General features: G+C 61.0%; 17 protein-coding genes and 1 tRNA gene. 11 read left to right on the forward strand and 7 right to left on the reverse strand.

Annotation, left to right across the window (positions count from 1 at the left end):
* Positions 1–24: 24 nt before the first annotated feature.
* The 4 genes from LQV39_RS22860 to LQV39_RS22875 form a co-directional block, all read right to left on the reverse strand.
* Positions 25–2,199: a bifunctional diguanylate cyclase/phosphodiesterase gene (locus LQV39_RS22860; protein ID WP_230029484.1), complete on the reverse strand. Its 2,175-nt coding sequence runs from the start codon at positions 2,197–2,199 to the stop codon at positions 25–27.
* A gap of 1 nt (position 2,200) precedes the next feature.
* On the reverse strand, positions 2,201–5,032 hold the full coding sequence (locus tag LQV39_RS22865; RefSeq protein ID WP_230029485.1) for a response regulator: 2,832 nt from the start codon (positions 5,030–5,032) through the stop codon (positions 2,201–2,203).
* A gap of 140 nt (positions 5,033–5,172) precedes the next feature.
* Positions 5,173–5,370, reverse strand: coding sequence for a YbdD/YjiX family protein (locus tag LQV39_RS22870; RefSeq protein WP_230029486.1), 198 nt, complete (start codon positions 5,368–5,370; stop codon positions 5,173–5,175).
* Positions 5,371–5,372: 2 nt separating this feature from the next.
* The gene (locus LQV39_RS22875; RefSeq protein WP_230029487.1) at positions 5,373–7,439 is read right to left on the reverse strand and encodes a carbon starvation CstA family protein; all 2,067 of its coding nucleotides are present in this window, start codon (positions 7,437–7,439) and stop codon (positions 5,373–5,375) included.
* A 196-nt stretch (positions 7,440–7,635) separates the two neighbouring features.
* Here LQV39_RS22875 and LQV39_RS22880 point away from each other — a divergent pair, with 196 nt between their 5' ends.
* The 9 genes from LQV39_RS22880 (at position 7,636) to LQV39_RS22920 (ending at position 17,647) form a co-directional block, all read left to right on the forward strand.
* A complete protein-coding gene (locus LQV39_RS22880; RefSeq protein WP_230029488.1) occupies positions 7,636–9,009 on the forward strand; it encodes a cache domain-containing protein in 1,374 nt (457 codons plus the stop codon).
* Positions 9,002–9,631, forward strand: coding sequence for a response regulator transcription factor (locus tag LQV39_RS22885; protein WP_230029489.1), 630 nt, complete (start codon positions 9,002–9,004; stop codon positions 9,629–9,631). The genes LQV39_RS22880 and LQV39_RS22885 overlap by 8 nt, the downstream gene beginning before the upstream one ends.
* A gap of 107 nt (positions 9,632–9,738) precedes the next feature.
* On the forward strand, positions 9,739–10,923 hold the full coding sequence (locus tag LQV39_RS22890) for an EAL and HDOD domain-containing protein (protein WP_230029490.1): 1,185 nt from the start codon (positions 9,739–9,741) through the stop codon (positions 10,921–10,923).
* Entirely contained in the window at positions 10,916–12,964 is a 2,049-nt protein-coding gene (locus LQV39_RS22895) for a bifunctional diguanylate cyclase/phosphodiesterase (protein WP_230029491.1), read from the forward strand. Before LQV39_RS22890 ends, LQV39_RS22895 begins: the two co-directional genes overlap by 8 nt.
* 42 nt (positions 12,965–13,006) lie before the next feature.
* Positions 13,007–13,096 (forward strand) — tRNA-Ser (locus tag LQV39_RS22900).
* 139 nt (positions 13,097–13,235) lie between these two features.
* Positions 13,236–14,471 carry a site-specific integrase gene (locus LQV39_RS22905; protein ID WP_230029492.1) on the forward strand — a complete coding sequence of 412 codons (1,236 nt, stop codon included), beginning with the start codon at positions 13,236–13,238 and terminating at the stop codon, positions 14,469–14,471.
* A 163-nt stretch (positions 14,472–14,634) separates the two neighbouring features.
* Positions 14,635–14,901 (forward strand): AlpA family transcriptional regulator, encoded by a 267-nt coding sequence (locus LQV39_RS22910; RefSeq protein WP_230029493.1) that lies wholly within the window; start codon positions 14,635–14,637, stop codon positions 14,899–14,901.
* Complete coding sequence (locus tag LQV39_RS22915; protein WP_230029494.1) at positions 14,892–16,967, forward strand: AAA family ATPase; 2,076 nt, start codon at positions 14,892–14,894, stop codon at positions 16,965–16,967. Before LQV39_RS22910 ends, LQV39_RS22915 begins: the two co-directional genes overlap by 10 nt.
* 284 nt (positions 16,968–17,251) lie before the next feature.
* Entirely contained in the window at positions 17,252–17,647 is a 396-nt protein-coding gene (locus tag LQV39_RS22920) for a hypothetical protein (protein ID WP_230029495.1), read from the forward strand.
* A gap of 693 nt (positions 17,648–18,340) precedes the next feature.
* Here LQV39_RS22920 and LQV39_RS22925 read toward each other — a convergent pair.
* Entirely contained in the window at positions 18,341–19,294 is a 954-nt protein-coding gene (locus LQV39_RS22925; protein WP_230029496.1) for a GIY-YIG nuclease family protein, read from the reverse strand.
* A 75-nt stretch (positions 19,295–19,369) separates the two neighbouring features.
* Positions 19,370–21,187: an AAA family ATPase gene (locus LQV39_RS22930; protein WP_230029497.1), complete on the reverse strand. Its 1,818-nt coding sequence runs from the start codon at positions 21,185–21,187 to the stop codon at positions 19,370–19,372.
* A 171-nt stretch (positions 21,188–21,358) separates the two neighbouring features.
* Here LQV39_RS22930 and LQV39_RS22935 point away from each other — a divergent pair, with 171 nt between their 5' ends.
* Complete coding sequence (locus LQV39_RS22935; protein ID WP_230029498.1) at positions 21,359–21,958, forward strand: recombinase family protein; 600 nt, start codon at positions 21,359–21,361, stop codon at positions 21,956–21,958.
* 230 nt (positions 21,959–22,188) lie between these two features.
* A complete protein-coding gene (locus LQV39_RS22940; protein WP_230029499.1) occupies positions 22,189–22,986 on the forward strand; it encodes a hypothetical protein in 798 nt (265 codons plus the stop codon).
* 454 nt (positions 22,987–23,440) lie between these two features.
* On the opposite strand, the gene LQV39_RS22945 is transcribed toward LQV39_RS22940, so the two are convergent.
* On the reverse strand, positions 23,441–23,665 hold the full coding sequence (locus tag LQV39_RS22945; protein ID WP_230029500.1) for a hypothetical protein: 225 nt from the start codon (positions 23,663–23,665) through the stop codon (positions 23,441–23,443).
* Between the last annotated feature and the right edge of the window lie 72 nt (positions 23,666–23,737).

Genomic DNA, 23,737 nt, shown 5'->3' on the forward strand with positions numbered 1-23,737 from the left:
AGGATGGCGGGAATGACGAGGATCCTATTTCTCCGCCACCGGTACCCACAAAGACTGCAGCATCCCCGTCACCGAATCCGCCGGCGCCGGCCGCCCCAGGTAAAAGCCCTGCACCAGGTCGCAGCCATACTCCTCCAGCAGCACCAGCTGCTCGCCGGTCTCCACCCCCTCGGCCACCACCACCATCTTGAGTCCATGCGCCATGGCGATGATGGCGCGTGTGATGGCGGCGTTTTCGGAATCCTGCGGCAGGCCGCTGATGAAGCTGCGGTCGATCTTCAGCGCGCGCACGTCGAAGCGCTTCAGGTAGTTCATTGACGAATAGCCGGTGCCGAAGTCGTCGATCGACAAATAGACGCCGATGCCGCGCAGCTGCTCCAGCGTGGCCAGGGTCGCCTTGGCGTCGTCCATCAGCGTGCCCTCGGTCAGCTCGAGTTCCAGCAGGCGCGGGTCCAGCCCCGTATCGTGCAGGGCCGAGAGCACGATCTGGCTCAGGTTCTCGTCCTTGAACTGCTTGGCCGACAGGTTGACCGCCATGCGCACCGGGCGCCGGGTCAGCTTCTGCCAGGCGCGGGCCTGGCTGCAGGCGGTGCGCAGCACCCATTCGCCGATCGGCACGATCAGGCCGGTCTCCTCGGCCAGGGGGATGAACTCGGTGGGCGAGATGATGCCGCGCTCGGCATGGCGCCAGCGCACCAGGGCCTCGACGCCGACGATCTCGGACGAGCGCACGTCCAGCTGCGGCTGGTACAGCAGGTAGAGTTCATCGTTCTGCAGGGCCTTGCGCAAGCCGACTTCCAGCTTCACGTGGCTCATGATCTGCATGGTCAGCGAGGACGAATACAGCTTGGCGTTGTTCTTGCCGCAGTTCTTGGCGTGGTACATCGCGGTGTCCGCGAACTTCAGCAGCGAGTTGCAATCGTCGCCGTCTTCCGGGAACAGCGAGATGCCGATCGAGGCGGTCACGAAGATCTCGTTGCCCTCGATGATGAAGGGACGCCGCATCGCATCCTTCACGCGGTGGGCGACGTTGAGCGCATGCTCGACGCGGTCGAGGTCGGGGATCAGGATCGTGAACTCGTCGCCGCCCAGGCGCGCCAGGTTACTGCCCTGGTCCAGATGCGGATCAAAGCCTTCGCGCGTGAGCGAATCGCCGCGCGACAGCAGGTCGCTGGGGCGGATGGTGTCGCGCAGGCGGTCCGAGACCTGCTGCAGCAGCTGGTCGCCGACGTTGTGGCCGAGCGTGTCGTTGATGCGCTTGAAGGCATCCAGGTCCATGAACAGCACGGCGAACTTCTTGTTGCCGATCTTCGAGCGCTGCAGCTCGCGTTCCAGCATCTCCAGAAAGGCTTGGCGGTTGGGGATGCCGGTGAGGCTGTCGCAATAGGCCAGGCGCCGGATCTGCTCTTCGGCGCGCTTGCGTTCGCTGATGTCGCGCACCAGGCCCAGCACCTCGGACGGACCGGTGGCGACCAGGCGCGCTTCGTAGTGCTGGACTTGGCCGAAGCGGATCAGCTCATATTCGACCGAGCGCACCTGGCGGATGCGCAGGGCGACTTCGACCTGCTCCAGCATGCGCTCGGCGATATCGCGCGGCAGCACCTCGCTCACATGCTTGCCCACGCATTCGTCGGCAGCGAAATCCTCGCGGCTTGCATTCTCGCGCCGGTTGCCGATGCGCCCCGGTTCGTAGTCGAGATAGACGCCGCCCTGGTCCATGCGGAAGAAGGTATCGGGAATCGCCGCCAGCACCGCGCGGTTCTGGGCGTCGGCGATGCGCAGGCGCACGATGGCGTCGCTGGCGCGCAGCACATACAGCACGCGGTGCCCGAGGATGGGCCAGTTGATCGGCTTGGAGACGAAGTCGGTGGCGCCGGCCTCGTAGGCATTGGTGACGGCTTCGAGGTCGTCGCCGCCGGTTACCATCACGATCGGCACGGTGGCGCCGTTCTCGGAATCGCGGATCGCGCGGCAGGCCGCAAAGCCGTCCATGTGCGGCATCTCGACGTCCATCAGGATCAGGTCCGGCGCGCACTCGCGCGCCAGCTGCACGGCCTGCAGGCCGTCCTCGGCCTCGATGGCGTCCAGGTTGACGCCATCCAGCATCTCGACCATCAGCAGGCGCATCACCGGATCGTCGTCGGCAACCAGCACGACGCCGGGCCGGTTCGCGCGGTGTTTGGAGGAAGGGGCTGGCATGTCAGGTTTCCTTCTCAAGGAGGGCGGTGAGCGAGTCCCGGACGGCCTCGAACTCCTGTTCCATGTTGGTCAGGAGCGAATCCGCCCCTTCGGTGGTATCGGCGCGGCCGAGGTGCTCCATTTCCTTGCACAGGGCGGCGAGGGCCTCGGCGCCGACGTTGGCGCTGGCGGATTTCAGGGTGTGGGCGATGCGCCGCACGTCGTGGGTGGCCATCACGTCGATCGCGCGGCGCAGGGTCGAGAGCTGCTGCGGCGTGTCGTCCACGTAGGCGTTGATCACCTTCTGCACCAGGGCGTCGCCGCGCTCGCGCGACAGCATGCGGATCTTTTCCAGCGCCGAGCGGTTGATGACGTCGCGCTGGATCACCTCGACCGATTCGCGCGGCAGGCGCGGCGGCTCGTCGTCGTGGTGCACGGTGGCCGCCAGCGGCAGCGCCATCCAGCGGCCGATCACGGCGGCCAGGTCCTGCTGGCTGAAAGGCTTGGACAGGTAGTCGTCCATGCCGGCGGCGAGGCAGGCTTCGCGGTCGCCCTGCAGCGCGTTGGCGGTGATCGCGATGATGGGCAGCACCCGTCCGCGGCCGGCTTCGCGCTCCTCGCGGCGGATCGCGGCGGTGGCGGCAAAGCCGTCCATCACCGGCATCTGGCAATCCATCAGCACGCAGTCGTACTGGCCCGCATCCGCGCCTGCCCGCACCGCGTGCAGGGCCTCTGCGCCGTTGCGGGCGCAATCGACGCGCAGGTCCAGGCTTTCCAGCATGGCGCGCGCGACCTCGATGTTGACCGGGTTGTCCTCGGCCAGCAGCACGCGGCGCGCACGCGGACGGCCGGCGTCCTGGTGCAGGGGATTCGGCGGCACGAAGCGCGGCGCCGGCGCCACCTGGCCGCGCGGCCGGGTCGCCAGGCAGGCGAACAGGTCGGCGGCGCGCGCCGGCTTGATCAGCTGGTAGGCCACGCCGGCCTCGCGGCGCTGGACCGGGTCGGCGGCCAGCTTTTCGGGAGACAGCAGGATCAGGCGCGTGGGCCTGGTGGCGGGTTCGCTCTTGATGGACGCCGCCAGCAGCAGGCCGCTGACCTGTTCGAGCTCCATGTCGAGCACCGCGGCGTCATACGGGCGGCCTTCGCGCGCGGCCTCGTGCAGGCGCTCCAGGGCTTCGTCGGCGCTGTCGGCGCCGTCGCATTCGACGTGCCAGGCGGCCAGGTGGCGCTCCAGGCCGACGCGGGTGGTTTCATTTTCGTCGATCACCAGCACGCGCAGGCCGTCGATGGTGTGCTGGTGGTCGCCCGGCGCGTCCGGGTCGACGCGGCGCTTGTCGAAGGCCACCGTGAACCAGAACACCGAACCTTGCGGGCGGGCGTTGTCGACGCCGATAGCACCGCCCATCAGTTCGACCAGCTGCTTCGAGATCGCCAGCCCGAGCCCGGTGCCGCCGAACTTGCGGGTGGTCGAGTCGTCGGCCTGGGAGAAGGCTTCGAAGATGCGGCCGCGCGCCTCGCGCGAGATGCCGATGCCGGTGTCGTGCACCTCGAAGCGCAGCATCACGGCCTGGTTGTCCTCGCTGGCGATGCGCACCCGCGCCAGGATCCGCCCCTCGTTGGTGAACTTGATCGCATTGCCGAGCAGGTTGGCCATGATCTGGCGCAGGCGGTTCGGGTCGCCGCAGATCGCCACCGGGATGTCGTTGGCGATATCGAAGTGCATGGCGATGTTCTTGGCCTCGGCCTGGGGCGTGTAAACGGTGTGGATGTCGTCCAGCAGGTCCCACAAGTTGAAGTTGATGTACTCGACGGTGAGCTTGCCGGCCTCGATCTTCGAGAAATCGAGGATGTCGTTGATGATCACCAGCAGGTGCTCGCCCGACTGCTTGACCAGCTGGGTGTAGTTGCGCTGGGTCTCGCTCAGATCCGTCCCCAACAGCATTTCCGCCATGCCCAGCACGCCGTTCATCGGGGTGCGGATCTCGTGGCTCATGGTGGCCAGGAAGGCGCTCTTGGCGCGGCTGGCCGCTTCGGCCGCGTTCTTGGCCTTTTCCAGCTGCTCGGTGCGCACCGAGACCTGGCGTTCCAGCTCGTCGCGGTGGTGGGTGAGGGCCTGGCCGCGGCCCTCGACCTGGGCCAGCATGTTGTTGAAGCTGTCGATCAGCGCGCCCAGCTCGTCGTCGCGCTGGTGGGCGATGCGCAGCGTGTAGTTCTGGCTGGCCGCGACCTTTTGCGCGGTGTTGATCAGCTTGGCGATCGGATCGGCGATGCTGCGCCGTACGCGCCGCGCCAGGATCCAGGAGACCAGCATGCCGGTCGCCAGCGCCACCGCCATCGCGCCGATCGCGCGCGCCAGGCGCAGCCAGACCGGGCGCTGGTCGGCTTCGACCATCACCACGCCGGCAGGCTGGCCGCTGGCGTCCGGCGTCACCTGGCGGTAGACGCGCATGCTGGGCAGCCAGGGACGGCTGGCGGCCAGGGTCGCCTCGTCCAGCGCGTTCTGGCCCAGGTCGGGCAGGGAGTCCAGGTGGACGCTTTCGCTGCCTTCCGCGCGCCAGCTGGCGAAGGGGCGGCCCTTGCGGTCGTACAGCACGGCCGACTGCAGCGCCGGCCTTTCCTGGGCCGCCGACAGGATCTGGGCTGCCAGCTTGCGGTCGTTGAATTGCAGCGCATCCTGGCTGCTGCGGGCAAGCACCTGGGCCAGCGCGCTCAGGCCAGCCGTCTCGTTGCGGCGATGCTCGGACACGGTGGCCAGCGCGAACGCGGCGAACGCGATCAGCAGCGCGCTCGCGGCCGACAGCAGGCACATGGTCGTCAGTTTATGGCTGAGGCTGGAACGCTCGAATGTCGGCATAGTCGGCAAATCCATAGGGAAAGAGCTTTCCCGCAAGAAGGGACTATAGGGGAGCGTTTGTTCCCCGCATTTGTGGTGCATCAAAGTAAAAAGGGACGCATGTAGCGTCCCTTCGAAGATGATGCCTTACGGCGCCGGCGTCAGCAGCATCCGCCGCGTTTGCCGTTGCCGTACCTGGCCTGCTGGCGCTCGCGGAAGAACTCCTCGTAACTCATGATGGGTTGATCCGGATGGGTCTTCTCCATATGCGCCACATAGGTGTCGTATTCCGGCAGGCCGACCATCAGGCGCATGCTTTGCCCGAGGTATTTGCCTGCCTGTGCGAGCGTGCTGAACATGATCAGGCCTCGACCGCCGGCTCGGCCGGCACATACGGGGTTTCCTTGGCGCTCGGACGGCTTTCGCGGTTCGCCTGCATGGCGGTGCGGATGCCGAACAGCAGCACGGCGACCACCACGAACATGAAGAAGCCGCACAGGGTGGCGTCGACATAGTCGTTGAAGATCACGCGGCTCATCTGGTCCAGGCTCTTGGCCGGCGCCAGCACCTGGCCCTGGTCGAGCGCGGTCTGGAACTTGTTCGCGTGGGCCAGGAAGCCGACCTTGACGTTCGGGTCGAAGATCTTCTGCCAGCCGGCGGTCAGGGTGCAGATCAGCAGCCAGATGGTCGGCACGATGGTGACCCAGGCGTACTGGCCGCGCTTCATCTTGAACAGCACGACGGTGCCCAGGGTCAGCGCGATACCGGCCAGCATCTGGTTGGCGATGCCGAACAGCGGCCACAGGGTGTTGATGCCGCCCAGCGGATCGACCACGCCCTGGTACAGGAAGTAGCCCCAGGCGGCCACGCACAGGCCGGTGGCGATCAGGTTGGCCGGGAGCGACTCGGTGCGCTTGAACGAGGGCATGAAGGCGCCCAGCAGGTCCTGCAGCATGAAGCGGCCGGCGCGGGTGCCCGCGTCCACCGCGGTCAGGATGAACAGGGCCTCGAACAGGATCGCGAAGTGGTACCAGAAGGCCATCATGGCCTTGCCGCCGATGACGTTGGACAGGATGTGGGCCATGCCGACCGCCAGGGTCGGCGCGCCGCCGGCGCGCGAAATGATGGTGTTCTCGCCGACGTCCTTGGCCATCTGGGTCAGGATTTCAGGCGTGACCACGAAGCCGAGGTTCGATACCGCGGCAGCCGCAGTCTGGGCGGTGGTGCCGACCAGGGCGGCCGGGCTGTTCATCGCGAAGTAGACGCCCGGATCGATAACCGAGGCAGCGACGAGCGCCATGATGGCGACGAAGGATTCCATCAGCATGCCGCCGTAGCCGATGAAGCGGGCATGCTTTTCGTTCTCGATCATCTTCGGCGTGGTGCCCGAGGAAATCAGCGCGTGGAAGCCGGACACGGCGCCGCAGGCGATGGTGATGAAGAGGAAGGGGAACAGCTTGCCCGACCAGGCCGGACCGCTGCCGTCGATGAAGCGGGTCAGCGCCGGCATCTGCAGCATCGGTGCGACGAACACGATGCCCAGCGCCAGCGCGGCGATGGTGCCGATCTTCAGGAAGGTCGACAGGTAGTCGCGCGGGGCCAGCAGCAGCCACACGGGAATCACGGAGGCGATGAAGCCGTAGCCGATCAGCATCCAGGTCAGCTGCACGCCGGTGAAGGTGAACATCGGCGCCAAGGTCGGCGAATCGTGGACCCACTGGCCGCCGATAATTGCCCCCATCAGCAGCACGAAGCCGATCAGCGAGACTTCGCCGATGCGGCCGACGCGGATGAAGCGCGAGTAGATGCCCATGAACAGGGCGATCGGGATGGTCGCCATCACCGTGAAGGAACCCCATGGCGAATTGGTCAGGGCCTTCACGACGATCAGCGCCAGCACGGCCAAAATGATGACCATGATCATGAAGGTGCCGAACAGGGCGATGACGCCGGGGATCTCGCCCATTTCGGACTTGATCAGGTCGCCCAGCGAGCGGCCGTCGCGGCGCATCGACAGGAACAGCACCATGAAGTCCTGGACGGCGCCGGCCAGCACCACGCCGGACAGGATCCACAGCATGCCGGGCAGGTAGCCCATCTGCGCGGCCAGGACCGGGCCGACCAGCGGGCCGGCGCCGGCGATCGCGGCGAAGTGGTGCCCGAACAGCACGTAGCGGTTGGTCGGCACGAAATCGAGGCCGTCGTTGAATTTGTAGGCCGGGGTCTGGCGGCGGGCGTCCAGGCCCATCACCTTGTCGGCGATATAGAGGCTGTAGAAACGGTAGGCGATCAGGTAGACGCACACGGCGGCGACCACGACCCAGACCGCGTTGATGGATTCGCCGCGGTTCAACGCGACATAGGCGAGCGAAATGGCGCCCGCCAGCGAAAGCGCGGCCCAACCGAGCCGGCTTGTAAGACGATTCATGGTGACTCCTCCAAGTGATTGCTTATTCTGTAAATGCTTTTATTGCGTACATTACTGACAAGCTACCGGTGAGTATCTTGCACCGCCTTGCTGACAACAAGCGCATGATTACGCAGGCCCCTCCGTACCACTACGTAGGGCCGGGCGCGTGATCAGGCGTACAATTTCATGTTACGACGAAATCCATGCGCACGGAATGAAGTTACGGCAGAAGTTCATCTTTCTTGCGATCGCTCCGCTGATCGTGGCCCTGTGCGCGATTGCCCTGTTCATCCGGCAGCAGGCCGTGACCCTGGCCCAGCAGCAGCGCGCCACCATCCAGCAAGCCTGGCTGGCCACCAAGCAGGCCGAGCTCGAGCATTACGTCGAGCTGGCCTCGCACGCCATCGCCCACCTCACCAGCACCGGCCGCAAGGACCCGGCCACGCTGGAGGAAGCCAAACGCGTGCTGGCCTCGCTCAGCTTCGGCAACGACGGCTATTTCTTCGTCTACGACCTGAACGGCCGCAACCTGATGCACCCGCGCCAGCCCGAGCTGGTCGGGCGCGACCTGTGGAACCTGCACGACCAGTTCGGCGCGCCGACCATCCAGAACCTGATCGCGGTGGCAAAGAAGGGCGGGGGACTGGTGCGCTACAACTGGGCCAAGCCCTCGAGCGGCGTGGCGGCGCCCAAGCTGGGCTATGTGGTGCCCATCGCCGACTGGGGCTGGATGATGGGCAGCGGCCTGTACCTGGACGACGTCGACGCCGCCCTGGCCAAGGTCGACGCCCAGCAGTCGCGGAATATCGAGACCACGATGTGGTGGATCGCCGGCCTGGCAATTCTTGCGGCGCTGGCGATCGGCGCTTCCGGGCTGGCGCTGAACGTGAGCGAATCGCGGGTCGCCGACGCCAAGCTGAAGGTGCTGGCCCAGCGCGTGGTCGATTCGCAGGAGACCGAACGTGCGCGCCTGTCGCGCGACCTGCACGACGGCATCAGCCAGTGGCTGGTGTCGATCAAGCTGCAGATCGAAGCCGGCGTGATCCGCCTGGCCGGCAGCCCCGAACAGCAACAGCAGGCGCGCGCCAGCTTCGAGCGCACCGCCGAGGAGCTCAACAAGGTGCTGGGCGAAGTGCGGCGCATCTCGCACGACCTGCGGCCGACCCTGCTGGACGATATGGGCCTGGGCGCCGCCCTGGAGCACCTGGCCGGGGAATTCAGCCAGCACAGCGGCATGCCGGTGTCGTTCAAGGCGGCCGGCAAGGTCGAAAAGCTGCCGCAGGTGGTGGGCACGGTGCTGTTCCGCATCGCCCAGGAAGCGCTGACGAATATCGAGCGGCATGCGCATGCATCGACGATCTCGCTGTCCCTGGAACGGCGCCGCCACGAACTGACGCTGGCGGTGGCCGACGACGGCGCCGGCTTCGACACGGAGGACGTGGCCGTGCACCCGCAGCGCGGCATCGGCCTGCGCAACATGATGGAGCGGCTCGACGCGATCGGCGGCGCGCTCCAGATCGCCTCATCGAACGCGGGCACCACGGTGCGCGCGATCGTCGACCTGAGCCACTGGAACCACGATGACTGACACGATAGAAAAAGCCGTCCACATCATGCTGGTCGACGACCACCCCCTGGTACGCGACGGCCTGCGCGCGCGCCTGGAGGCGGTGCCGCACTTCCGCGTGGTGGCCGAAGCCGGCTCCGGCGCAGAGGCCCTGGCGATGGTCGCCGGCGCCCAGGTCGACCTGGTGCTGATGGACATTACCATGCGCGACGGCAGCGGCATCGAGGCCACCGCGCAGCTGGGCCGCAGCCACCCGGAAGTCGCCGTGCTGATCCTGTCCATGCACGACAAGCTCGAATACGTGAGCCAGGCGATGCAGGCCGGCGCGCGCGGCTACGTGCTGAAGGATGCGCCGGGCAAGGACATCGTGCTGGCGATCGACACCGTCATGGCCGGCGGCATCTATTACAGCGCCCCGGTGGCGCGCCAGCTGGCCCGTCCAAGCATGCCGGACAACCAGCTGACCACGCGCGAGCAGGAAGTGCTGCGCCATATCGCCAACGGCGAATCGAACAAGCAGATCGCCCGCGCGCTCGACCTGTCGGTGCGTACTGTCGAGACCCACCGCCTGAACATCAAGCGCAAACTGGGCATCGAAGGGCAGGCCGAGCTCATCAAATTCGCGGTCCAGCACGCATTGTAAATATTGTTGGATAAAGTGTATCCATGCGGAAACATTTGAGTTGCTTTCCGATAACGTCTGCACTACTATTGATGAATTGACCAATCATGCATAAACATTAATACCTAATGGCTGCCGCCCCGTTCCCGTTGGTTGACATCCGTTCCGTGGCCAACGCGCAGAACGAATGGGTTGCGCTGCTGTTGCGCGCGGCCGAGGGCAGCTTCGACGACGCCACCTTGCAGGCCATGTTCGGCGCGCCCGACCTGCTGGCGGCCGTCGCGCCCCTGGATTGCATCCTGCTGCTGGACTCCCCGGCGCTGCTGACGCCCCCCATACTGAAACTGCTGCCGCCGAACCGCGTGGTGCTGGCGGTCGACGCCCGCTCGCTGGCGCAAGAGAACGTGGCGAAGCGCCTGGCCGGCCTGCAGCTGGACGGCTACCGCGTGCTGCTGGACGGCCCGCTGCCCGAGGGGATGGCGCCACCGATGGCGCTGCGCAGCGTGGCGCGCTTCGTGGGTGGCGATGCCCTCCCGTTGCCGCCGGCCTCGCTGCCGGCCCTGTTCGGCCCGCACCTGGCGCGCGGCGTCGACACACTGGAATCCCTGCGCGCCTGCGAGAACGCGGGCTTCAGCTGGTTCTCGGGCGGCTATGCGCTCGACGACGCCGGCGCCAATGCCGGGGACCCGCAGCAGCACGACGACGGCACCACGCGCCGGCGCCTGATGACCATGCTGGCGCTGCTCTCGCGCGACGCCGATTCGCACGAACTCGAAGCCCAGCTGAAGCAGGATCCGGCGCTGTCCTACCACCTGCTCAAGCTGGTCAACTCAGCCGCGTTTTCGAGCGGCTTGCAGATCACCAGCTTCGGCCAGGCCATCAGCCGCATCGGCCGGCGCCAGCTGCAGCGCTGGCTGCAGCTGCTGCTGTACGCGCGCCACGACCCGGACGGCCCGCCCAACCTGCTGCTGCCGGTCGCGGCCCGCCGCGGCGCCGTGCTGGAAGAACTCTGCAAGCGCGACGGCGGCGACCGCGACGAACAGGACCTGGCCTTCATGACCGGCGTGTTCTCGCTGCTCGACCGCCTGTTCCGCACACCGATGGCCGCGCTGGTGCGCGACCTGAACCTGCCGGACGAGGTCGAAGCGGCCCTGCTGGCGCGCGAAGGCTGCCTGGGCCAGCGCCTGCGCCTGTGCGAGATGCCCGGCCCGGTCCGCGCGGTGCTGGACGGCGCCGGCATCGACAGCCTGTCCTGGTGGCAGGCCCAGCTCTATGCCTATCACTGGGCGATACAGGTGGCGCGCAATGTCTAAGCTGCCGCCCGCGCCGCTACTCGACATCGCCGGCAGCAGCGCCGCCGTCTGCCAGGCCGTACTCGGCCTGCGCGGCGACGCGCTGCACGTGGAACTGGGACGCATCGCCGGCGAACTGCTGGCGGCGCCGCAGGGTGTGTTTGCAACCGGCGCCGTAGCGAGCGATGCGGGCGAAGGCCTGCTGGCTGCGCAGGTGACGCTGAATGGCGATGTACTCGGCCACTACCGGCTCGGCGGCCGCAACTTCGGCGAGGCCGACCGGCGCCAGCTCGACACCCTGGCGACCCTCACCGGAACGCTCCTGCAGATGCACGGCCTGGCCCAGCGCACCACCCACGCCTACGCCCAGGTCGAGGCCCAGCTGGCGCACCAGTCGCAGATCCTCGACCAGATCCACGAGTCCGTGCTGACCACCGACCGCATGGGCTACATCACCAGCTGGAACCGCGGCGCCGAGCAGCTGTTCGGCTACACGGCGGTGGAAGCGGTGGGGCGGCACGTTCTGTTCCTGTATGTGGACGACGGCAGCGGCGAGGAGGGCGCGGACTTCCCGGACGCCTTTGCGGAGCAGGGCGGCCGCATGATGGAAGTCCGGCGCCGCAAGAAGTCCGGCGAGATCTTCTGGGCCAGCCTGTCGCTGTCGCCGCTGCGCGACCTCGAAGACAACCCGGTCGGCCTGATCGCCTACCTGACCGACATCACCGAGCGCAAGCTGGCCGAGGAGCGCCTGCACCACCTGGCCTACTACCAGGAGCTGACCGGCCTGCCGAACCGCACCCTGTTCGCGCGCCTGGTCGACCAGGGCCTGATGTCCGCCCAGCGCAACGAAGGCACGGCCTGCGTGCTGTACATCGACCTGAACCGCTTCAAGCTGATCAACGGCACCCTCGGCCGCACCGTCGGCGACGAGCTGCTGCGCCAGGTCGCCCAGCGCTTCCGCAAGACCCTGCGCGACGAAGACGTGGTCTCGCACCTGGCCGCCGACGAATTCGCGATCGGCCTGTTCGACGTGCGCCAGCACTTCGAAGCCACCACGGTGGCGCAGAAACTGCAGGCGGTGTTGGAGGCCCCATTCCTGATCGGCGGCCACGACCTGCGCGTCGGCGCCAGCATCGGCATCAGCGTCTATCCGCAGGACGGCACGGATGCCGAAACCCTGCTGCGCATGGCCGACATCGCGATGCAGCGCGCCAAGGAGCGCGTCGACAACCCCGACCACAACGTCGCCTTCTACCGCCTTGACATGAACGAGGGCATGCAGCAGCGCATGCAGATCGAAACCGGCCTGCGCCACGCGCTGGGCCACGGCGAACTGCTGCTGCACTACCAGCCCAAATTCGAGATCGGCAGCTCACGTCTGGTTGGCGCCGAGGCGCTGGTGCGCTGGATGCATCCGCAGCGCGGCATGATCCCGCCTTCCGACTTCATTCCGCTGGCCGAGACCACCGGTTTGATCGTGCAGGTGGGGGAGTGGGTGCTGGAACAGGCCTGCGCGCAGGCGGCGATCTGGCAGCGGGCCGGCTTGCCGCCGTTCCGGCTGGCGGTGAACGTGTCGGCGCGCGAGTTTACGTCTTCGCTGCCGGGCAGGGTGGCCGATACCTTGAAGCGGTATCGCATCGATGCGTCGTGGCTGGAGCTGGAGATTACCGAGAGTACGCTGATGCATGATATCGATTATGTTATCGGGATCATGGATCACATCAGTGCGCTGGGCGTGGCTTTGTCGCTGGACGACTTCGGGACTGGTTACTCTTCTCTTTCGTACCTGAAGCGCTTCCCTATCGATACCTTGAAGATCGACCGGTCCTTCACTACCGGTATCCCTTCCGACGTCAGCGACTGTGCGATTGCCAGTACCATCATCAGCATGGGGCGCAAGCTGGGGCATCGCGTCATCGCCGAGGGGGTGGAGACGCTGGAACAGATGGAGTTCCTGCGGCAGGCGGGGTGCGATGAGGTGCAGGGCTACCTGTACGGCAAGCCGATGGCGGCGTATGACTTTGAGAAGGCGTTGCGGGAGAATTGGTTGCTGGTGGCTTGAGCTGCCTGTACGGCAACGATTTATGTATAATGCGGTTCCCCAGGAAGCGTGGCCGAGTGGTTGAAGGCAGCAGTCTTGAAAACTGCCGACGGGGGAACCCGTTCGTGAGTTCGAATCTCACCGCTTCCGCCAGTACATGATCAAAACCCCAGCAATGGGGTTTTTTTTCGTCCACTTCTCATAGAGCAAAGCCCCAAAAATAGTCCAGATTGTTCCACGGAAATGCGTTAAAATCCGCTCATTGCGTGTGGGTAGAGATGGGGGTAAGTAAGTGGCGGTCGTGACTGAAAAATTGTCTGCGCTAGGGGTGCGTCAGCTGACTAAGCCCGGCTATTACGGCGATGGCGCGGGACTTTGGCTTCAGGTATCCAAGACCGGCACGAAGAGCTGGATTTTTCGGTACACGGTTTCGGGCAAACAGCGTGAAATGGGGCTGGGGCCACTCCATACGGTTAGCTTGGCGGACGCCAGGGCTCGAGCAAAAGACTGCCGTCTTCTCCTGCTCGACGGTAAGGACCCGATCGACGAGCGCCGTACGGTGAAAAACGCGCAAACATTGGCGCGCGCCAAGCGGATTACTTTCGACGAATGCGCTGCGAAGTACATCGCCGTCAAGCGCACCGACTGGAAGAACGCAAAGCACGCGAGCCAGTGGGAGAACACGCTCGCTACCTATGCCTCGCCGGTCATCGGGGCGCTTTCGGTTGCAGACATCGACACCGATCTGGTAGTGAAAGTGCTCAGCCCTATCTGGACGACGAAGACGGAGACTGCTAGTCGCCTGCGAGGACGTATCGAAAGCATCCTCGATTGGGCCACGGTAAGCAAATTCCGCCAAGGTGATAACCCGGCACGCTGGAACGGGCACTTGGAAGTATTGCTGGCCGATCCGAACAAGGTTGCCCCCGTCGTCCACCACCCGTCGCTTCCTTGGCAGGAACTCGGCGAATTCATGCTGGCTTTGCGAGAGCGAGAGGGCATCGCCGCGCGTGCTGTTGAGTTCGCGATCTTGACAGCTGTTCGCTCTGGCGAAGTGCGTGGCATGGTCTGGTCGGAGGTCGATCTGGAAGCCGGAGTCTGGACGATTCCGAAGGAACGGATGAAGGCAGGCAAGGAACATCGTGTTCCATTGTCGACCCAGGCCAAGGCGCTCTTGCGCGCCATGCCGCGCGAAGGAGATGCGGTGTTTTTTGGGCGGAAGGCCGACACGCCGTTGTCTGATATGAGCCTGACTGCGGTGCTGAAGCGTATGGGCAGAAAGGACATTACGGTACATGGGTTCCGCTCGACGTTCCGCATGTGGTGTGCTGAATCAGTGGGCAATTTCTTCTCGCGGGAAGTATGTGAGCACGCCCTTGCGCACAAGCTGCCGGATAAGGTCGAAGAGGCGTACCAGCGCGGCGATTTGTTGGCGAAGCGTGTCGTGCTAATGCAAGCGTGGAGCGACTTCTGTGCTGTTGTTCCCGTTGCGGCATCGGTTAGCACCATTCATCAGGCGGCGGCTTAGCTCGCCAGACAACAACGCCGCTGCCGGATGATCAAGAGCGTGCAATGCTCTTTGGCCCCTAACGAACAATCCCGGTATATCTGAGACCTAAATTCTCTGGGTCGAATTATTTTTGGCCTACTAAGCTGGATACCTCTTAGTCAAGAAGGAGTGTATCCAAAGCATGGCCATGATTTTGCGCATCAAAGCTGTCAAGGAGCTGACCGGTCTCGGCCGCAGCAGCATCTACGACAAAATCAAGCGGAACGAATTCCCTCCGCCGATCTCCCTCGGCCCCCGCGCCGTCGGCTGGCTCGTCAGTGACCTGGACATCTGGCTCAACGCTCAGGCCGCCTCGTCGCCTCGCCACATTGCGTGGCGTGCCGCACAGTCTGCGCGCTGCGAACTCAAGGGCCAGAAGAGCGCCCGCAAGGGCTCGGCATGCGCGTAATCTCCGGTTCCGTTCAGGTTGCTGACGCGCCCCAGGCGTCGGCACATCTGACATCGGACCGAGCTGACCTCGCAGGCATGCGGGCGCACGGCGTGTCGAACAAGGGGGCGGCGTTCGACATGCTGGACAACGGTCCGGCGTCGCTCGGCGTCGTTGCACGCGAACAGGATACGAGCTACCAATTCCTCGCTCCCCAATTCGATAACATCCCGGGAAAACTCAAGAATCTGGCACGCTGGCTCACTTGGAAGGCAGAGTCGATGAACGGTGGGAAGCCCCGGAAAGTGCCGTATTGCCCGACGTTGCTGAACGTGCGGGGCAGTTCGACCGATCCGAACACTTGGGGTACTTTCGCTCAAGCGGAGGCTGCTTTCGAGGAAGGGGGGTACACCGGAATTGCATTCGTTCTGAACGGTGACGGTATCGTCGGGGTCGACATTGACCAATGCATGGTCAACGGTCAGCCATCGATGGCGGCGATGACCTTGATGAAAAAGCTTGGCGTCGAGTACATCGAAGTGTCGCCGTCGGGCACCGGGCTGCGTGGATTTGGCTACGCTGAAAAATTGGAAAGGGGAGTTAACGGCAATTTGGATGGGCTGAAGGTCGAGTTGTATTCCGACCGCAGGCTCTTGACCGTGACCGGGCATGTGCTGAAATACGGGCCGCTCGTCCGCCTGAACGGGTTCGCCGACCTCGCAAATACGATCCGCGCAAGCACGGTCAGCAAGTCGCTCTGCGTGACTGCCCACGGCGTGCAGGAAGATCGTCATGGCGCCTGGATGCGCCAGGTGATCAGTGGTGAGGTCTATCACGACAGCCTGCGTGACATGGCTGGTTCGTTGATTGCCTCCGGCACGCAACCGGGCGTAGTCGTGTCGTACCTGCGTGGCCTCATGCAATCCTCTCAGGGCCCTCACGACGATCGCTGGAAAGCCCGTATGGACGAAATCCCGAGGCTGGTAGACAGCGCCGTGAAGAAATTCTCGCGGCAGGTAGTGGACCTCAGCCGGGTTTTGCAGCTGACGGAGAAATCGGCCAATGACGACACGTCCGCACATCGCTTTAAGATGCTGACTGCGGCACAGCTCGCGCAAGCAGAACCGGTTAAGTGGATGGTTCGCGGTCTGTTGCCGCAGGTCGGTCTCGCTGCGCTGTATGGCCCGAGCGGTTCTGGCAAGTCGTTCCTGACCCTGGACTTGGGCGCATCGGTAGCGTCCGGTGTGTCTGAGTGGTACGGCATGCGAATCACGCAATGCCCTGTTACTTACTGCGTGCTGGAGGGGGAAGGGGGCATGGGCAAGCGTATCGCCGCTTGGGAAAAATACAAAGCGCGGCAAATGCCGGACGCCTTGCGGTTCATTACGCAGCAGTTCGACATCACCTCGGCATCGGACGTCGAAGGACTGGCGCGCGCTGTCCGTGACGCTGGTGGTGCGGATGGTTTGATTGTGTTGGACACGCTCAACCGCGCCGCCCCTGGTACCGATGAGAACTCGTCGAAAGATATGGGGGTGATCATCGCCAATGCAAAAGCGCTGCAGCAGTTGACGGGCGGGATGGTGCTGTTGGTGCATCACACCGGCAAAGACGAAAGCAAGGGCATGCGCGGCCACTCCAGTCTGTTCGCGGCGATGGATTGCGTTATCGGGGTTGTTACTGGACAGGGCCTGAGCTGGGCGGTCGCCAAGTCTAAGGATGATGTCACCGGCACGCTGCACGGCTTCCGGCTCGAACAAGTCACGGTGGGCCAGGACGAGTACGGCGACGACATCACGTCGTGCGTGGCGGTGTCCATCGCTCCGCCCATCGCGCAACGAGGCGCCAAGAAGCTCGGGCGACATCAGCAGACTGCCCGCGACGTGCTGTGCATTATGTTCAACAATGCTGCCGACGGCAGGACGATCATGTATGCCGCAGCGTATGACGCGATTTCCGATGCTATCGACGTCGACCCAAAGCACAAACGAGAACGTGCCAAAGATGCTGTCAAGGCACTCGCAGGCCATGGCATGGTTGAACTGACTGAGACCCACATCGTGCGCCTGCCGGCCTTGGGGCAATAACACGGCACCGCGAGAGGATTTTGCACTGGTACCCAAACGATAGACGTACTGCCTAGCCCCACAGACCTACCTGCCGACCAATCTACCGACCTACTGACCGACTATATTCCGCTCAGCCCTTCCCGGTTTCCCCCTCCCCCTATAGGGGAGGTGGGAAAGTCCGGGATCAATATGGGCGCCCGTACATTCCCGGTTTTTCTTAATTCGGGAAAAACTGGGATCAAAAAAAGGTCGAATTACTCTGGCTACTGTGTAATAGCTAGGTATTAAATAAGAGAACATTTATGAACACTGACATTATCAAAGGCTGGACGTGGACTATCAAACGACAGGCCAAACACCGAGCAAATCAGGGCATCGTGTGCCTGACGCCTGAGGAAGCAAGGGCACTGGTCGCAATCGATGCGAGCTTGAACGGCTATGAAGGGCTGCGCAAAAACCGCGTACTCAGCCAGGTGACGTTCAGTACGGAACGCCATTTGGGTTACCTCGAATTGATCGAGGCTATCCGCGTGGGCATTGATCGTAATGCAACGATTGCCTTCGACGACCCGCTCAAGGTCGAGAAAGGCGCTCTCCGTGCCACGCAAACTGCTCTGTTCGGCGAACTGGACAAACCGATCGGCATTGTCGTCGGGACGATGTACATGGAAATCCAGCCGAGGGAAGCGGGGCACTAAGACCGCAGCATTACGCGACCAAAGCGAACCGTGCGTGCAAACGTCCGGTTCGCTTTTCTTTTAGGTGTTCTCAATGAAAAAAGCCAAGGCAGCCCGAGTACCACTGCTTGAGAATGCGTTCGAGCTGAACCTGCCAAAACTGATGCGAACAGTGAAAGCAACGGGTGACTCTCGGGTTGTGCTCGACGATGGAGTTGTGCGAACTGTAGCCATGCTCACCGAGACGCGATTAGCGGTCTTTCTAGGCGGCCGATCATGGATCGTCGACATCGTGACCGTCCACTGCTTAAAAGACCGCGTACGCCCCCTCCTAAAGTGTCCTCGCGCGCACGAAGGGAATTTTCAATCACTTTACTTTCGAGGCGATGAGCTGGCGTGCCGACACTGTCATACGCTGCGATACCGGACGAATGTTGCAGCGTCAGCGGCAGATCGAGTGCGGATCGCGCGATTGAAGTTGTTGCGGGAGATGGGGGCAGAGCCTGGCGAACCTATGGCAGCACGTCAGCCTTTTGCATGGCGCAAACGGTACCTCAGCTTAGCGGCGCGTGTCGAGCGCCTAACCTCTGCCGATTATCAGAACGTCCGGGATTCGCTGGTGCGTATCTGACAGCCTACGTATTGTTGTGCACGCCAAAGCGTGGGCAGCTTTTTTAAGTTGCTCACACCCACTTTTTACGTTGTGTGACTACTTTATTTGCTTGTGAGGTCTTTAAGTAGCAGCTTTGACTGCAGTGTTTCAAACTGCGCGTAAGTCGTTCCGTCCTCCAGCTTCCAGTATTCCCGTCCGTTGATCGAGTAGCCCGCTAGCACCCCTGCAGCTTGTGATGGGCTCTTGAAGAGATGATCTCGTGTCATCCTCAATTTCGCACCATCTAAGGCAAGCGTACCTAACTCGACCAAAGTCTGCCTTAGTGCCGCCATGCTGCTAGTCATGCTTTTGTATGTGGTATTTGTTGCGAAAGAACCTTCTAACACCACTATGCCCTCATCGGTACGTATAGCTCGAGCATCAACATCCGCCACCCGGAGATAAAAAATCGGCGGCTTATCTGATATTTGCATGCTTTCAATGTCGCCAACCAAAACGTTTTGCGACTGAGCGTCTGGTTTTGTGACAGGAGCTTGATGACCCAATGGTTGAGAAACGAGGGTATCAAGGACTTTATGCCCCAGCGCGCCCATCAACATTCGCGCTGCTATAAGAAATTCTTCCATCGCATCGCGGTCTGAACGTGGAAGCGATGGCAACTGAGGGGACGAAAAGTTAGTCATCCGATAACGACCTGCATGCTTAGCGATTGCAACTAAGCGGGACTCTAGGTATCGAACGTGCGCTTTCGTCAAGTTTTCATCCTTACTTGTAAAAGCGATAACTTCCGTCCAAAAATCCTTTCCGGTCATATGTGAAGACAACCGATCGATTACAACCTCTGCCTCACCAATATACACAGCGTTACTACCAGTCTCATCGTCCACACCAAAAAGAAAGTAAACCCCAGGGCGCTGAACCTCTGGCCACTCGCGCAACTCTTGGAAGCGTGAGCGTGGACAAGCAAGAGCCTGGCCACTCCAGTTCGTGATCTCGGCATGTCGGATACCTGATGCGCTTTCGTCCGGAAGATAAATCTTTATTGTCTTTCCCATTATTGTTTATCAATATTTGATTTTCATAGTTACGCCAATGACTTCCTGATTGTTTTGCCTCGAGTCTTCAAGAGCTCAATTAGCCAATTTCTTTTGCGGAAGATTGAAAAGGCTTCTTAAGAATTCTTTTAGTGGCATTAAAAAATCTGGCTCGTTCTCAAGTAACCAATTGATCATAAAGGGCACATCCCTAGTTTTTTTGAATTCCGTTCTGGCGTCGGTAAATTTTTCGAAAATTGATTTCAAAACTTTAGCTCCGTCAACATGTCCCTTTGACGAGCTTAATAACTCGACTAAAGAATGTTGGACGTCACTTGCGTTCGGAGATTCCCCGTGGCTTTTCAATGCATGAACAATTGCATGAGGATGTAAAACATAGTTCTCAAGCATTGGCTCATCTAAAAACCGTAGCACACTATTAGATGACTTGCTCAAACGTGCACATTCAGCTTTGCTACGTGTTTCTCGGTCGAGCAAAATGGCTACCATTGGAGGAACAAGGGCAGTCGAAGTAGTGAGGCGACTATAAAGTGCGGCCACTTCTTTTGGGTCTACACCTTTCTTTTCGAATGTTCCTGTATGCTCAACCCGAAGAGTTGCTGTCCCTGGTGCTACTTCTGGACAGAAGCTACGTAACAAATTCGGCAAAACTAATTCTTCGGTTTGGCCTTCTACCCATAAAACTCTGTCGCGGCCGTGTAATTCCGTCATCCTTATGCCTAGATCAGAGAGCTCTTCACGAATCGTTGCCAATTCACCGCCTTTTACCTGTTGTATTACTGTTGCGCCATTATTTACCTCAAACGTCGTTACTAGACTTGGGACTACTGCAGTCAAAACGTCGGCAGAATGAGCGGTTAAAAGATACTGATGGATCTTTCCCTCAACCGCAAAAATCTGAAGCAGTTCTCGCAACGCTTTTGGATGCAAGAATGAATTTGGCTCATCAATTGCAATAACTCGCGGAATGCGAGCAGTCAGAACGACGTAAAGCATCGCAATTACGTTGCCGATGCCGCTGCCCATTTTATCTAAGGGCACCGCAAGGTCAGGGCGTCTTGCTGATGGCGGAAGTGGCAAACACTCAATTTCAAATACATTACCGGGCCTTGGCGATGCTTGAACCCATTGAACAGCAGGAAAAATCCTATTAATCCATTCGCATAGAATTTGATGCCCATGCGCATCCATTGATTGAAGCACATTCAAACAGTATGCGAGGTTGGCCGCGTCAGGAGCCAACACAACTGGATGTGGGGTTTCGGCGCATCGTCCAGCAGGACGTCGATGGGCTGAGAACCGATAAAAAGAATTGGTTAATCTCTTCAACATCGCTATTGTCTCGCCATTAAAGGCTCCGCCCATGTTGTTGAGGTCCTTGTATTTTAAATTTCGATCGTCGGGGGCATCGAGCGTAAGAGTAAGAACTGAAGAGGTTGATGCGCTATCAATAAAATTTGTACCCAAGGCACTTGTTGTACTCAATGAGTGGCGCCCCGCTCCGAAGCTATAGACCAGTTCTACTTTGGAATTTGCCGTGAGTGCTTGCGTTATTCCATCCACTGGATTTGAATGTCCATGTATACGTTCGCGCCAACTTTCAGGAATAGGCATTTTGAGAATTCGGCTTTGCGGGTCTCGCATTTCATAAGCCTCGATTTCTAAAGTGATAGACATCGTTGACCAGCCAGCCGGCTCTGTGCCGAACTCACGTAGATTCTTAATAGATCGATGTGGGATATGTATTGTCGTATCGATATCGAGAGGCTCCAGCATTGTTGTCTTTCCCGCGTTGTTTCCACCGAGAAATATATTAAACCCGTGCTCGACAAAAACGCTCTGTTTCTCAAGATAAGATTTGTAATTCTCGACTGCTAGTGCTGTCAGCTTCATCTTCTACCTCAACCAAAAAACAATATCCTACCTGACGAGTTACTGATGATAAACGGCCGTTTTCGAACACCTGTTGTCTGCTCCAAAAAAAACTGTCAAAAAAATAGCATTTACATATATCAACATGTTGATATATATTGATGAGGTTTTTCAACACTATTAGGGGCGGCGATGGCGGTGTTTGGATATGGGCGAGTGTCAACAGCAGAACAGACAGCAGACAACCAACGGCTTGAGATCGAACGCGCAGGTTACGCAGTTGAGTACTGGTTTTCTGACGTAGTAAGCGGTAAAGCGCACGCATCGCAGCGCGCGCAATTCAGCGACATGTTGGCGAAATTGAGAAAGAACGACGTCGTCGTCGTATCTAAGCTTGACCGTCTTGGCCGCGATGCCCCGGATGTCCTCGTTACCATTAAAACGCTGGCTGGTCTCGGTGTCGAGGTCGTTGTCCTCCAGCTCGGGAAGCTCGACCTGACATCCCCCGCTGGTAAGCTCATGCTGACCATGCTTGCCGCGGTCGCGGAAATGGAGAGGGATTTGATCGTTGAGCGTACCCAGGCGGGGCTGGCCCGAGCGAAGGCAGAAGGAAAGGTGCTCGGCAGGCCGTCCAAAACGACGCCAGAGCAGCGCAAAGCGATGGCTCAAGGCTATGCGAACAAACAGAGCGTAAGCGCGCTAGCGAAGCTCTACGGTGTGTCGCGGGCGACAGTGTTGACGGTGGTGAGGCCGAGCCAAAGCGGCGATACGACTAACAAAACTCATCAGTAAATTGGGCGTCCGAAGCGAGCATAATCGATACCCCTAGCAGATGTCTTGGGCTGCGCAACCCCGGCGGCCCCTACCTGACCCAACGAAACGAACAATCTAGGTTGCCGCCAGTCGTTGCGTAGAAGAAACTTCTATGGCAGCATCAGCTTTCGTCTTTAGTTTCCAAAAACAGAATGAACTCGCCCCTCCAGACTATTAACCTTGCCGCGCTACCACCAGAAGAGCGGACGATGATCGTCATCTATCCTGAAAATGAAGTTGCGGAGCGCCGTAAGTGCCGGGCGACCGGCCCACAGGCGAGCACGACTACCCGCAAGGTGGGCCGGGTTGCTAGGCGCCTTATCCTCGGCCCCCTCTGGTCGATTCCGGTCGAGCGCGCGATCGACGCGCTTTCGGACAAGGCCGCTGGACTAGATGTCCAATACGCGACTAGCCGTGAGTTTAAGCAAGCCAATTTGACAATTCCAGGGCATATCAAGCTCCGCACACTATATGTAATTCATCCGAAAGCACCCCTACATTATTTGCCTGCGGCGAGCTTCCACCGGATGGCGTTCGAGCAGAAATTTGCCGAAGCTTGGCGCTTGCTCATGGCGCTTGGGGCCACAAGCCTCGTCGTCGAACATGAGCATGGCTGGTCCCGCGAAGTAGTTGGGAAGGTCGATGTTCCGGTGCCTGAAGAAAAAGCGACAGTCGGCCTAACTACAAAGGGGAACGCGGGCGCGCGCTCCAAAGTCTTGTTTGAGGCGTCTTTTAAGAGTTCCGGTTCGCCGAGCGTGCCAGAAGACCTGATTTGGTATCCGCATGAGCCTCTGTGGCAAGCAATCGCAGAATCGCGTCTTAAAGGAGGAATGAACAGTTTCTCGCTGACGCTGCGCTACGACGACGACTTTGGTGTGAATGCCGACTTGATTGCGAAAGCCGAGGGCGCCCAAATCGAGATTGGCGGCAAGTTCGAGTCGCACGTAGAGACTATGTGGAGGATCCATGGCGACTTCCGCAAGACTAGGGCGCGCAAGAGCGCGTGACGCGAAAATCCGGACCGACTTGCGGCACATTCATTGGCTGCACGTCAGCAGCGCGCCGGATGCTAAGTAATGGATGACTAAACCGAAGGCCGCACAACGTACGCACGATTGCCGGCTGACGAAACCGTGCGGCGGACCAAATCAGGCCAACCTCCATGTAGCATCTATGGTCTTGGCTACGAGGCGGGATGCGCCGGCCAAATCGCGCGTTTCCTTGCCAAGATGGCTGCGATCCTCACGATTTTCGGCAAGTTCCCGACCATTGTCATTTTAATGCGCGACGAGCGGGGGGCAAAGGCTACCTGGCCTACCTTGCTAGTTGATCGGCCACCCCGTCAAAACTCGGCGGGGTATAGAAAAAGCCGAAATTTTTTTCGACGCCAAACATCGTCCGAATCCGCTGGTGCGGGCCGACAAGCAATCAGTAACCCTAACGGGGCATTTGCTGGACTGTCTAAAGCGACGTCAGCTTAGTATGTCCCGCTTGGGCCAATCGCTGAATCTTGCTGGCCTTAACTTCCGAATGACCATCGGGCTTCACTGTTTTCAACACCGCGACCGCTTCATCAAATCGCCCCAATTGCCGCAACAGCTCGCCGCGCTCTACCTGCTTAGAGGGATCAGTCTCGAACAGTTCCAGCAGCCGTAGGGCGTTAGTATGCGCGTCGGCCGGCGCCACGGTTGGCTGCGATGCAGTCGGTGTCCCATCTGAACGAAGGCGATGGTGATCGTTAGAAGCCCACCAGAGTCG

The organism is Massilia sp. Bi118 (assembly GCF_918697865.1).
Classification (GTDB): Bacteria; Pseudomonadota; Gammaproteobacteria; order Burkholderiales; family Burkholderiaceae_D; genus Telluria.